This is a genomic window from Photobacterium lucens (assembly GCF_009873615.1).
Taxonomy (GTDB): Bacteria; Pseudomonadota; Gammaproteobacteria; order Enterobacterales; family Vibrionaceae; genus Photobacterium; species Photobacterium lucens.
The window spans coordinates 1-13606 of the sequence record NZ_SSMG01000459.1 but is presented as its reverse complement, the minus strand read 5'-3'; the positions used below and the strand labels follow the sequence as shown (position 1 = coordinate 13606).

At 42.1% G+C, this 13606-nt stretch carries 9 protein-coding genes and 1 pseudogene; 5 read left to right on the top strand and 5 right to left on the bottom strand.

Annotated features, from left to right (window positions below):
- Window positions 1-72 precede the first annotated feature (72 nt).
- The 4 genes and pseudogenes from E5A76_RS18750 to E5A76_RS18735 all read right to left on the bottom strand — a co-directional run.
- Window positions 73-2238: pseudogene (locus E5A76_RS18750) on the bottom strand (efflux RND transporter permease subunit); the annotation flags it as partial.
- The gene (locus E5A76_RS18745) at window positions 2238-3332 is read right to left on the bottom strand and encodes an efflux RND transporter periplasmic adaptor subunit (RefSeq protein ID WP_161119850.1); all 1095 of its coding nucleotides are present in this window, start codon (window positions 3330-3332) and stop codon (window positions 2238-2240) included. The pseudogene E5A76_RS18750 and the gene E5A76_RS18745, both read right to left, overlap by 1 nt.
- Window positions 3329-4366 carry an efflux RND transporter periplasmic adaptor subunit gene (locus tag E5A76_RS18740; RefSeq protein WP_161119849.1) on the bottom strand — a complete coding sequence of 346 codons (1038 nt, stop codon included), beginning with the start codon at window positions 4364-4366 and terminating at the stop codon, window positions 3329-3331. Before E5A76_RS18740 ends, E5A76_RS18745 begins: the two co-directional genes overlap by 4 nt.
- Before the next feature lie 210 nt (window positions 4367-4576).
- Window positions 4577-6091: a fumarate hydratase gene (locus E5A76_RS18735; protein WP_161119848.1), complete on the bottom strand. Its 1515-nt coding sequence runs from the start codon at window positions 6089-6091 to the stop codon at window positions 4577-4579.
- A 173-nt stretch (window positions 6092-6264) separates the two neighbouring features.
- Here E5A76_RS18735 and pabB point away from each other — a divergent pair, with 173 nt between their 5' ends.
- From pabB to E5A76_RS18710, 5 genes are all read left to right on the top strand, one after another.
- Window positions 6265-7662 (top strand): aminodeoxychorismate synthase component I, encoded by a 1398-nt coding sequence (pabB, locus tag E5A76_RS18730; protein ID WP_187695693.1) that lies wholly within the window; start codon window positions 6265-6267, stop codon window positions 7660-7662.
- 70 nt (window positions 7663-7732) lie between these two features.
- Window positions 7733-8341 carry a CoA pyrophosphatase gene (locus E5A76_RS18725; RefSeq protein WP_161119847.1) on the top strand — a complete coding sequence of 203 codons (609 nt, stop codon included), beginning with the start codon at window positions 7733-7735 and terminating at the stop codon, window positions 8339-8341.
- A 186-nt stretch (window positions 8342-8527) separates the two neighbouring features.
- Entirely contained in the window at window positions 8528-9781 is a 1254-nt protein-coding gene (locus tag E5A76_RS18720) for an aromatic amino acid transport family protein (RefSeq protein ID WP_053988300.1), read from the top strand.
- A 239-nt stretch (window positions 9782-10020) separates the two neighbouring features.
- A complete protein-coding gene (locus E5A76_RS18715; protein ID WP_053988301.1) occupies window positions 10021-11382 on the top strand; it encodes an L-serine ammonia-lyase in 1362 nt (453 codons plus the stop codon).
- Between the two features lie 358 nt (window positions 11383-11740).
- On the top strand, window positions 11741-12622 hold the full coding sequence (locus E5A76_RS18710; RefSeq protein ID WP_161119846.1) for a helix-turn-helix transcriptional regulator: 882 nt from the start codon (window positions 11741-11743) through the stop codon (window positions 12620-12622).
- A gap of 126 nt (window positions 12623-12748) precedes the next feature.
- On the opposite strand, the gene E5A76_RS18705 is transcribed toward E5A76_RS18710, so the two are convergent.
- Window positions 12749-13339, bottom strand: coding sequence for an acetate uptake transporter (locus tag E5A76_RS18705; RefSeq protein ID WP_053988302.1), 591 nt, complete (start codon window positions 13337-13339; stop codon window positions 12749-12751).
- Between the last annotated feature and the right edge of the window lie 267 nt (window positions 13340-13606).

Genomic DNA, 13606 nt, shown 5'->3' with positions numbered 1-13606 from the left:
ATTTACAAGTAAGGCTCTGGAAATGTGGGAGCAGAAACTTCTACGTTTTAATTGACAGTGGGGGTCATATCAACGCCTTGCTTGGCTTTCATTAAATACAGGTTCAATAACCTTGGTACGTTCACGCCAATCATGACGAATGTTAAATGCCCCAGGATCGGCATTCATCACATCGACGACTTGTGATGCTATACCTCGCAGTACCGTTGGATCAGAACCCACTATACGTGCTTCAATTTTCGAACCCGATGATGGACCTAACATCACCAACTTGGCTTTGTATTCAATTTCAGGAAAATCTTTATCTAGCTGTTCCCTGAACTTCTTCATCACAGGTACTACGTTTTCAAACGAATCAACCCGAACAATTAGCTCACCATAAGCGGCATAGCTTTTCTCTGGCGCATAAGTCAGCATAAAACGCTGCGAACCTTTACCTGCACTTGAGCTGACGTATTCAACCCCTTCTTCAGCCCCAACCACTTTCTCCAGTTGTTTTAAAGTATCGTTGGTGGCACGAATATCGGTGCCTTCTGGGAGCCACACATCCACCATAAACATCGGTGTTGTTGATGCAGGGAAGAACGATTGTTTCAATAATGTAAAACCATACACACTACCACCAAGCATCAGGATCAATACGATCACTGTCATCCATGCTTGGCGCATACAAAACTCTAATGACTTACGATAAACAACAAAGAAAATGCTGCCATAAGGATCTTTTTGATCGTCAGCTTGATCGACTTTGACATTCTTAAAGAAAAGATCAGCAAAGAATGGCGTTAATGAAATCGCTGTAAACCAACTCAACATGAGGGAAATAAGAAGTACAGTAAATAGCGTTCGACAATATTCACCAGTTGAGTCTTGCGATAAACCAATCGGTGCAAATGCCATAACTGCAATCACTGTTGCTCCCAATAATGGCCACTTGGTTTGGGTAACAATATCAGAGGCCGCCTGCATTCGCGTCCGCCCTTTCTGCATCCCTATCAAGATCCCTTCGACCACCACAATGGCGTTATCCACCAGCATACCCAGAGCAATAACCAATGCACCTAGCGAAATACGTTGCAGATCAATCGCCAACCATTTCATAAACACAAACGTGCCTAAAACAGTTAACAGCAAGATCAAACCAATCAGTAAACCAGAGCGTAGTCCCATAAAGAACAGCAGGACGACAATCACGATCACGACAGCTTGCCCTAGACTGACCACAAAACCACTGACTGATTTATCAACTTCGATTGGCTGGCTATACACCGCATCAATATCAATACCAACCGGTTGTTGCTCTTTGAGTTCAGCCAGCCTTTGCATCACACGCTGACCCACTTCAACGACATTGACTCCTTCGATAAAAGAAACACCCACATTTAAAGCTTCATGACCATTAAAGCTCACTAAATTATCTGGAATTTCTTTAAAGCCTTTTTTGATGTCAGCAACATCACGTAGGTAAATAAGACCATTAGCCCCCTTTTCGGTAATGATCAAATCCCCCAGTTCATCGACATTTTTAAACTCACCCGTCGGATGCACACGCACATATTCATCACCAATACGAACAGCACCAGCACTAGTCACTAAGTTTTGTGTCGCAAGAATGTTGTAAATGGTATCTAAGGAAATACCTAAGCTACTTAAACGCTGCATTGAGATTTCAATGAAGACTTGCTCTTGCTGATTACCCGTAACGCCAACTTTACCTACACCATCAACCAATTCGATTTCACGTCGAAGATAGTCAACATAGTCACTTAGCTCTTTATAGCTATAACCATCACCAGTGATCGCAAGCAAAATACCGTAAACATCCCCGAAATCATCAATGACTTTAGGTTGAGCAACCCCCGGTGGTAAACTTGATGACATATCATTGACTTTACGGCGGAGCTCATCCCAAATTTGCGGAAGATCATCAGGGCCATAGTTGTTTTTCATGGTGACCGTGATCTGCGATAAACCACGGCTAGAAATGGAATTCACTTCATCAACATAAGTTAGCTGCTGAATCGCCTTTTCTATTGGATAGGTGACCTCTTCTTCAACTTGTTGTGGTGTGGCCCCCGGATAAGCGGTAACAACCATCGCATCTTTAATCGTAAATGCAGGATCTTCTAATTGCCCTAGGCCAAAGAAAGAGAACGTGCCACCAATAAGAAATATTAGCGTCAGCATCCAGCTGATCACCTTATTCTTGATAAAATAAGTCGCAATATCTTGTTTCATTATTGTTGGCCCTCCTTAGCAAACACCACCACTTTTTGTCCCTCTCTTAAGCGGTTTACCCCAGTGACAACAACCTTTTCGCCTTCCTGAAGACCAGATTTTAGTCTCACTCCTTCAGGCACTACCTTGTCTGTTACCACTAAACGTTTTGTCACTGTATTTTCAGGCGTTAAAACCCAGACATATTTATGTGTCGCTTCTATTCCATCACCATCTTGGTTAAACAATGCTTCTAGTGGGACAATTTGCTGACCCACTTTATACACCTGTAATTTCTGAGCATCGGCTTCCACTTCAACTGACATACCATCCAAAATAAATTGGTTTTTAGGCATTGGCATCGTGAGTGTGACAAGGAATGAACCCGATTCTGGATCTGGCTCGGTGGTAAACTCTTTTAATTTAACAGGAAGCTTTTCACCGTTAGGAAGGATCACTTTTGCTGCAGAGCGATCGCTATTATCGACATCTAACACACTTTGCTTGGAATAAATCATGTCAGGTGCTTGGATTTCAATATCCACAGAATTAACACTGTGGATATTCATGATCTGCTGACCAACTTGAATATTCTCAAACTGCTCGACAGGAATAATAGAAATCACCCCCGAGAAAGGCGCCTTTAATTCAGTGAAGCTTAATTTGAGCTTCGCTAATTCTAAATTTGCTTTCGCGATACTGCGCTGCGCTTCTAGTTCATCGAATTGTGATTGCGGTAAATAACCATTACGTAATAATTTTGCAGAACGTCGATATTGACTATCAGCAACATTAAACTTTGCCTGAGCATCATCAACACCGAGTTTGTAATCACGGGGATCTAAACGTGCGAGTAATTGCCCTTTCTTAACCGTGTCACCGGTGCGGATCAAAATTTGAGTGATCTCCCCAGGAATTCGGAACGACAATATCGACTTATCCGCAGCAGACGCTACCGCAGGAAAGGTTAATTTAGGCGGCTTACTGCCCTCTTTGACTGCTTGTACTTTAACTATTGGTTGATAGACACGAGGCTCGACTTGCGGCTTTTCACAACCTAATAATAGAAAAGAAGCACACACCGTCAGTGTTAATAAACGATAAGACTTGATCATAGTCCACGCTCCTTGATCCACGGACGGACCTTTTGATCTGCTTGTAATTCAGAGACTCCAGATGTTGCTATCACATCACCGTCATTCAATCCTGAAATAACACGGTTATTTTTATCTAATGTAACTTCTACTTTCTCTACTTGCTGGTTGTCATTCACACGCCAAACAAAGTGTTTATTACCTTCAGTGATAACAGCACGAGTCGGGATTGCCCCCGCATTACCTTGAGGAAGCACAATCGTCACAGAGCCAGACATACCCGGCATAATATTGCTACCTTCTGGACGTGCCATAGAAAGGGTGACTTTATAGCTTGAGGTTTTACTATCAGGCTCGGTATCAATTTCTTTAAATTGAGCAGGAAAGGTTTGGTTAGCTAAAGTATCAAATGCCACCGTCGGATTAATCTCTTCAGCATGACCTTGAAAACGGGCAAGTAAATAGTCTGGTAACTGAAAGGTCATATTGATCAGCTTGGCACTTTGAATATGCATGACAGGTTGTTTAGCTGCTATATATTCAAAATTTTCAACCATAGATAGCGATATATGCCCATCATAAGGCGCAATCAGCTTGGCATAACTTAAATTAGATTTGGCTTTATCTAATGCTGCTTTTGCCTGTTTTAAATTGGCTTTTGAGGCGTCATAGTCAAGCTCTGATACCACGTTCGTCTTACGTAATTGACTATTACGTTTAAATTGCACATTGGCTAAATCATATTGCGCTTGTGCTTGTTTCACCAACAACGATAACTCATCAGGGTTTAAGGTCGCTAAGGTTTGGCCTTTTCGAACAAACTCTCCGGGATGGGCTTGAACATTATTTAATTGCCCTGAAACACGAAATGCCAATACGGCTTTATCACCTGCTTCAACAATGGCAGGAAATGAACGCAGTGATTCATTATTGCCAACCGAAACCGATTGTAATTTTACAGGTCGCGACTCGGGTTCCATCACCGTCGCTTTCTCTTCTTTACAGCCAACTAAGGCAAAACACACTAAAAGTGTTGTGCAAAATTGTCGCCTCATACTACTCTCCATGATCTTGCATACGTGAGGGCACTGTTATTGTTAATATTACGTACAATAAATATATAATTATGAATAATAGAGCTTTATTTGTTAACAATCTTGTTTCATTTTACAAAATAGAGGCAAGGTCACAAACCAAGTCGCCGTTTTTTATGAATAAAAAAGGAGCCACTTTGGCTCCTTCTTTCTCTTTTCATCAAAAATGGCTTATTTTTCCATTTCAGCAATGTTCACACGCCACGTATCAGGGCCTGTTTGGTGAGCATTGACACCGTTAGAATCAACAGCAACAGTGACGGGCATATCTTCGACTTCAAATTCGTAAATCGCTTCCATACCTAAATCTTCAAACGCCACCACACGTGCTTTCTTAATCGCTTTCGCCACAAGGTACGCAGCACCACCAACAGCCATTAAGTAAACTGCTTTATGCTCTTTAATAGATTCAATCGCAGCAGGACCACGCTCGGCTTTACCAATCATCCCCATTAGGCCAGTCTCGCCTAACATCATGTCGGTAAATTTATCCATACGCGTTGATGTCGTTGGACCAGCAGGACCTACAACCTCATCACCTACCGCATCAACTGGGCCAACGTAGTAGATGAAACGACCATTAAAATCGACACCATCCGGCAGACCTTCACCGTTTTTCAGCATTTCTTGAATGCGCTTATGAGCAGCATCACGACCGGTTAAGATCTTGCCTGATAACAGTACTGTTTCGCCTGACTTCCACTCTTGAACATCTGCTTTCGTGATAGTGTCTAGGTTAACGCGACGAACGTTATCTCCCACTTCCCATGTCACTTCTGGCCAATCAGCCAGTTTAGGTGGTGTAAGCTCCGCAGGACCTGTGCCATCTAGCGTGAAATGAACATGACGAGTTGCAGCACAGTTCGGGATCATACAAACCGGTTTAGACGCTGCATGTGTTGGTGCGGTTTTGATTTTCACATCAAGGACTGTTGTTAAACCACCAAGCCCTTGCGCCCCAATACCTAACTTGTTAACACGTTCAAAAATATCTAAACGCAATGCTTCTTCGGTGTTCTGTGCGCCACGCTCTTTCAGTTCATGGATATCAATCGATTCCATTAGCGACTCTTTCGCAAGTACTGCTGCTTTTTCTGCTGTACCGCCAATACCGATACCTAGCATACCTGGTGGACACCAGCCTGCCCCCATCAGTGGCACTGTTTTCTCAACCCATTCTGCAATATCGTCAGATGGATTTAGCATCACCATTTTCGTTTTGTTTTCAGAGCCACCGCCTTTGGCTGCGATCTGAATGTCAACCTTATTGCCCGGTACCATATCAATGTGCACAACAGCAGGCGCGTTATCTTTAGTATTAATACGACGACCAGCAGGATCTGCCACCACAGAGGCACGCAGTGGGTTATCTTGATTGGTGTAACCTTGACGGACACCTTCATCAATCATTTCTTGTACAGTCAGATCGCTATCCCACTGTACGTTCATACCAATTTTCACGAAACAGGTAACAATACCTGTATCTTGGCAAATTGGACGATGCCCTTCGGCAGACATACGAGAGTTAATTAAGATCTGTGCGATCGCATCTTTTGCGGCTTGGCTTTGCTCTTTGTTATAGGCTTTTTCTAAAGCTTGCACGAAATCCAGTGGGTGGTAATAAGAGATATATTGTAATGCATCAGCCACACTACTAATCACGTCTTCTTTACGGATGACAGTCATATTTGCCCTCGTTGAGTAATATCATTCCATGGCGCCCGGAGTATTCTTCCAATTTTGTAGGGTGAAGTACACGTTAAGTACATGTTCATCTTTGGGCGTCTTTCGCCGAATATGATACTCTTGCACTTATTATTGCGCTACGCGCCAATCAAACCCTTGTCACAAAAAAGAAAATGATTTGTAAATCACATCCAGAATTAAGCATTACATCTCTCGTCTATTCAAAAGACGCTGCATTAACATGGTTTGCACCACTCTCTGGTTTGCCATGGGCTATGATATTACGCTCGGCCGCAGAAAATCATCCCGATAACCGTTTTGACATTGTGGTTGCCGATCCTTTAGCCACTATCGAGTCAGAAAGTGGCACTAACATCATCACTTATGCCAATGGCGAAGTAAAAACCAACACTGCCGATCCATTTGCAGAAGTGCAATCACTACAACAGCAATTATTACCTGCACTTAGCCCAATTGATGAACTTCCTTTTATTGGCGGGGCACTGGGCTACTTTAGTTATGATCTCGGTCGCCAAGTAGAGCAAATTGCCACGCTGGCTGAGCACGATATTCCACTGCCAGATTTAGCCCTTGGCATTTATGATTGGGCATTGATTGTTGATCATAAAAAGCAAACAGTGACATTAGTTGAGCCTAAAAATGGACAACGTAAAGCATGGCTAGAACAGCATCAAACCGCTTTTTCTCATGCGCAAATAGCAACAGAGCCAACAACTGCTCATAGCTTTTCATTAACATCATCATGGTCATCTAACATGACCCGTGATAGCTACCGTAACAAATTTAACAATATTCAAGAGTATTTGCTGTCTGGCGATTGCTACCAAATTAACTTAGCCCAGCGTTTTACGGCTAATTATGAAGGTGATGAATGGCAAGCCTACCTTGCCCTTGAAGCCGAAAATGGTGCGCCATTCTCTGGTTTTATTCGCTTACACCAAGGTGCCATTTTATCCGTATCGCCAGAGCGCTTTTTACAATTGCGTAATGGACAAATTGAAACTAAGCCAATTAAGGGCACACGCCCTCGTAGTAACGATGAAGCGCAAGACAAAGAAAATGCCCTTGCACTACAACAGGCAAATAAAGATCGCGCAGAAAACTTAATGATTGTGGATTTACTGCGTAATGATATTGGTCGTGTGGCTGCGCCAGGGACGGTAAGCGTTCCTCACTTGTTTGCAATTGAAAGTTTTCCAGCTGTTCATCACCTTGTGAGTACGGTAACTGGTGAATTAGGTGCCGAACACAGTGCTACAGATTTGTTAAAAGCCTGTTTTCCTGGCGGTTCAATTACAGGTGCACCAAAAGTGCGAGCGATGGAAATCATTGAAGAGTTAGAACCGCATCGCCGAAGTATTTACTGTGGCAGTATTGGCTATATCAGCCGTTGTGGTGCAATGGATACCAGTATTACGATTCGGACATTGGTAGCAAATGAGCAAAAAATCCATGCTTGGGCTGGCGGTGGTATCGTGGCAGACAGTGATGCTGACAGCGAATATCAAGAAACTCTCGACAAATTGAGCAAAATTCTGCCAATCTTATAAGAGATATTGATAAATACATCACATGAATATTTAGGGCATAACAGCCTAACGATTTAAACCAAGAGGTTTTATGGTTGAACAGCAGCAAATTTTAAGTCGATTTATTCTTGCGCCAAGCCTGCAATACGATCAAAGCCATGAAGATCGTATTCGCCAGCATTGGAATGCATCTCATCCCTTTAAACAAGCTGCTGTACTTATCCTTCTTGTGCGTCGTAATAATGGCTTTAATGTGGTGCTAACACGACGAGCAGAACACTTAAAACATCACCCTGGACAAATTGCTTTTCCAGGGGGGCGTTTTGAACCGACTGACAGTGATTTGATCAGTACCGCACTTCGTGAAACATTTGAAGAAACCAATATCATCTGTCACCGTCATGATGTGCTAGGTAATTTGCCAGCTTTACCCACTGTAAGTGGTTATATGGTGACACCTTTTATTGCCACTATTGACCCTGATTACATCGCCATTCCAGACCCAAATGAAGTGGATATGATCTTTGAAGCACCACTCAATCACCTGCTGAATCCTGAGAATATTCGTCAGCACAAATTTCTTATCAATGGCAAAAATCATCACGTCTACAACATCCCTTATGAAGGCTATCCAATATGGGGGGCCACAGCCCAAATGATTAAGCTACTTTCAGACCAAATTTGGGATGATAATTTGTAGTCGTTTAGCTGTTTTTTTAGCTCCTGCCAAATCTTAAAATGTGATCGATGTCTTTTTATTTTGTACCACAAATAAAATGGATTACATAACGAGATCTTTATCATTGTATTCCCGCTGTAAATAACGAAAATGCACGTGTTCCTAAAACAACGTTCCGTTCCGTTCCCTTTTTTTGGATGACAAAAAATGCAAAATACATCAACTGCAGTGAAAACTGGTGTAGCAAAAACACGTTGGACTTATAAAGATTTTACATGGGCATTATCACTATTCGGTACAGCCGTAGGTGCTGGTGTTCTATTCCTTCCAATTAAAGCTGGCGCGGGCGGTTTCTGGCCACTTGTTATTTTGGCACTAATTGCAGCACCAATGACTTGGCTTGCGCACAAAGGTCTAGCACGTTTTGTTCTTTCAGCAAAAAACCCAAATGCTGATATTACAGACACAGTTGAAGAGCACTACGGTAAAGCAGGTGCAAACCTAATTACTTTTGCTTACTTCTTCGCTATCTACCCTATCGTGCTTATTTACGGCGTAGGTATCACTAATACCGTTGACTCTTTCATGGTTAACCAGCTAGGCATGGAGTCAATTCCACGTTGGTTACTATCAGGCGTATTGATCGCACTGATGACTGCAGGTGTGGTATTTGGTAAAGAGCTGATGCTAAAAGCAACGTCAGCAATGGTTTACCCTCTAGTATTTATCCTACTAGCGCTATCTATCTACCTAATTCCTGACTGGAACACATCAATGATGTCTGTGACACCAGATTGGTCTTCTATGCCTGCTGTTGTATGGCTTGCAATCCCAATCATCGTGTTCTCTTTCAACCACAGCCCAATCATTAGCCAGTTTGCAAAAGAACAACGCCACGTTTACGGTGAAGATGCAGTGAAGAAAACTGACATGATCACTGGCGGCGCAGCAATGATGCTAATGGGCTTTGTTATGTTCTTCGTTTTCTCTGTTGTACTGTCTATGTCTCCAGAGCAACTAAACATGGCAAAAGAGCAAAACATCTCTGTTCTTTCTTACTTAGCGAACGTTAAAGATTCACCAGCAATCTCTTACTTAGGTCCACTAGTTGCTTTCGCTGCTATCACATCAAGCTACTTCGGTCACTTCCTAGGTGCACATGAAGGTCTTGTTGGTCTAGCTAAGTCTCGCAGCAGCATGCCTGTAAGCAAGATTGAAAAACTATCACTAGCATTCATCGTTATTACGACTTGGATCGTAGCAATCATCAACCCAAGTATCCTTGGCATGATTGAAACAATGGGTGCACCAATGATTGCTGCAATTCTGTTCCTAATGCCAGTAGTAGCGATGCAAAAAGTACCAGCAATGGCGAAATACAAGACATCTGTAGCAGCACGTATTTTCACCGCTCTGTGTGGTATCGCAGCAATTACATCAGTGATTTACGGCGCATTCTAATCGCTGGATAAACAGACGCTATACAGACACAAAAATACTTCTTTTTTGAAGCATAAAAGATAAGAAAAGGTATAGCGTTCTGGTACAATAGACTCAATCTATACGATAATTAAGAGCAGGATGCTTTATAGGTTCTGCTCTTACTTTTTTAAGTACGCTCGCCAAGGAAGGGGCGAGTTATAAAACGCATACAGTCTTGGCCGGAGGCAAGAACCGCTTCCCCCGACTGAGGTAATAACATGATCAGTGTTTTTGATATTTACAAAATCGGTGTGGGCCCTTCCAGTTCACATACTGTCGGTCCAATGAAAGCAGGTAAAGAGTTCATCGATGATCTGCGCTCTATGGGTAAACTACGCGACGTAACTAAGATTACTGTTGACGTATACGGCTCTCTTTCTCTTACTGGTAAAGGTCACCATACAGATATCGCTATCATTATGGGCCTTGCTGGTAACAGTCCTGAGCATGTTGATATTGACAGTATTCCAGGTTTTATCGCACGCGTTGAAGAAACAGAGCGCCTACCTGTTGGTATGCACTGCCACACTGTTGACTTCCCTCGTGATGGCGGTATGAACTTCCACACAACTAACCTTGAACTGCATGAAAACGGTATGTCTATTCATGCATGGATTGGTGACGAGAAGATCTTCTCTAAAACTTACTACTCTATCGGTGGTGGTTTCATCGTTGACGAAGAAAACTTCGGTAAAGCACAAGAATCAAAAGTCGTTGTTCCTTACCCATTCAACTACGCATCTGAGCTTGTTGATCAATGTAAAGAGCACGGCCTATCAATCAGCTCGCTAGTGATGGCGAATGAACGTGCAATGAACGCAGAAGATGAGATCAGCAACTACTTTGCTAACATCTGGAAAACTATGCGTGATTGTATGGATCGTGGTATGAACGAAGAAGGTATCCTACCGGGTCCGCTACGTGTTCCACGTCGTGCTGCTGCACTTCGTCAGCAACTAATGACATCTGAGAAGCTAAGCAACGATCCAATGACTGTGGTTGATTGGGTGAACATGTTCGCTTTCGCAGTAAACGAAGAAAACGCAGCTGGTGGCCGTGTTGTAACTGCACCAACAAATGGCGCATGTGGCATCATCCCTGCGGTACTGGCTTACTACGATAAGTTTGTTCAGTCTGTTGGTCCTAAAGAGTACACACGTTACTTCGCAGCATCTGGTGCTGTTGGTGGTCTATACAAGCGTAATGCATCTATCTCTGGTGCTGAAGTTGGCTGTCAGGGTGAAGTGGGCGTAGCATGTTCTATGGCTGCTGCTGGTCTTGCTGAGCTTATGGGTGGTAGCCCAGAGCAAGTATGTATGGCTGCTGAAATCGCTATGGAGCACAACCTAGGTCTAACGTGTGACCCTGTTGCTGGTCAAGTTCAGGTTCCATGTATCGAGCGTAACGGTATTGCTGCAGTTAAAGCAATCAACGCATCTCGCATGGCACTACGTCGTTCATCTGATCCTCGCGTTTCGCTAGATAAAGTTATCGAGACTATGCTAGAAACAGGTAAAGACATGAATGCTAAATACCGTGAAACATCACAAGGCGGTCTAGCAATCAAAGTTATTTGCTAATTTAAGCATTAAGACTTCTTTCGAAAAGCTGCCTATATGGCAGCTTTTTTTATCTCTACATCCCCTACCAAACCACACCCCAAACTATTCCATTAAAGTATTTTTCTTTTTGATTAATTTATAATACAAATAAATTTCGATTTGAGGTCATTTGATATAGAATCGCATAATCAATGTGATTGATAACACGTGTTAGGTGATTTTCAACTATTCATCCGTTTCGTTTAGTCCTATACTCAGTCGCGTGTAAAGCCATCCCAATATATTCCTCTTTAGAATGGCTATACTCTTAGAACGGTCGCCTAATTTTGGTGTGTAATGAAGGATTTATTTCCACTTTTAGAGAAGCAGTATTGCTATGAAATATAAGCGTATCCTCTCTCAAAGCCACGTGGTTTTGAAGGAGTTTTATGTCGACCATCACTTAATTGTAAAATTATCTAATGTCCAAGGCGATGTTCATATTAACGGTCATGCTATTGAATTAAAAAACAATAGTACGTTTGTAGTGCCAAAGTTTAGTCATATTTCATGTTCTATTAACCAGCTTAATAGCCAAGAAAACATTGAACTACAACTGTTGATGATCGATGAAGAGTCAATCACTGAAGCATTCAAATATATCAGTGCATTAAAGCAACCAACATTCCCAACAGCAAGTTGTTCACCGGTATACACCATTGAAACTCCAGATGTTGTTGAGCAAAACTTTGCCCTATTTAATAAGTTGTTACCTTCTATTTGCGGCTCCGTAATGGAAAAAACACTATTAAGCCAATGTTTGACCTTTATCTTAATGGCACTCAATGAAGCAGGTATCGATGTCTTTAACGTTTACCGCTTTAACTATGATGAGCCAAAAGAGCGCACCATTGCTCGCTTAATTACGCAAGATCCTCAACGCAAATGGAGTGTTGATGATATGGCTAAAGCATTATTTACGACCCAGTCAACATTGCGTCGTCATTTAGCCAAAGAAGGTGTTTCATTTAGTCAGTTGTTACTTGATGTCCGTATGGGGCTAGCACTGAATTACCTGACGTTCTCCAACTATTCTATTTCTCAAATAGGTAATCGTTCGGGCTTTGGTAGTGCCGCTTATTTTTGTGATGCATTTAAACGCAAATATGGCATTACTCCATCACAATTTAGAACAACATCTCGTCGAGAAAATGATGTGAATACTGAAGGTAATTTTACCTACAAGCCAAATGTGCAAATCACACAGTCTTGCTGTTAATTAAAGCCACATAAATAAAAACCTCGCCATTGCTAGCGAGGTTTTTTTGTATCTGATAGTGATGAATTTCAGATATCAAAAAGCCCCGTTTTTCAACGAGGCTCTTCAATTCTTAATATTTTAAGATTAAGCAGCAGCTTTTAGACTTGCTTGCTCTTTCTTCAATTCACCGATTGGTAGAATTGTACGACCGTATTCAGCGTTTAGTACTTGTGCCATTGCAAAGTAAATTGCGCTTGCGCCACAGAAGATACCTTCGATACCTGCGATAAAACCAATAGTTGCATTACCAGTGAAATCGCGCGCTGCTAGTAGGAAGAATAGGATCGTTAATGAACCAAATACTACTTGCTTAGCGCGTGGGTAACGTAGCGAACCTACGAACATGAACGCTGTGAACACACCCCAAAGTGCTAGGTACCAACCCATGAAATGTGCAGGACTTGCAGCAAAGCCCATCTTAGGCAGTGCAATTAGACCAACAAGCGTTAACCAAAATAGACCGTAAGAAGTGAATGCTGTTGTACCAAATGTATCACCACGCTTGAAACACATCATACCTACTAGCACTTGGCCTAAACCACCGTAGAAAATACCCATAGCTAGGATCATTGAATCCAATGGAAAAAATCCAGCGTTATGAATGTTTAAAAGAATGGTAGTCATACCAAAACCCATCAAGCCTAGCGGTGCTGGGTTAGCTAATTTTGTAGACATTTATGTCCCCTGCAGGAGTTATTCAATAAAAATGGTAAATATTAAAATGTGGTTGCATGTTAAATGCGCGGCGAATTCTAATAGATGGTGAGAGACAGATCAACGTATAAACCGTCGAAAAAGGCAAGAAAATGAAAAAAGTTGAGAAGGAAATCCATTTTGTAAAGATTTCAGATAATAACAAGGGCTAAAATTTGTTAGGAAACGTGAAAATATGAATAACTATCTTAATCTTATTCAGTAACTACCATCAAAAACACCTAACAT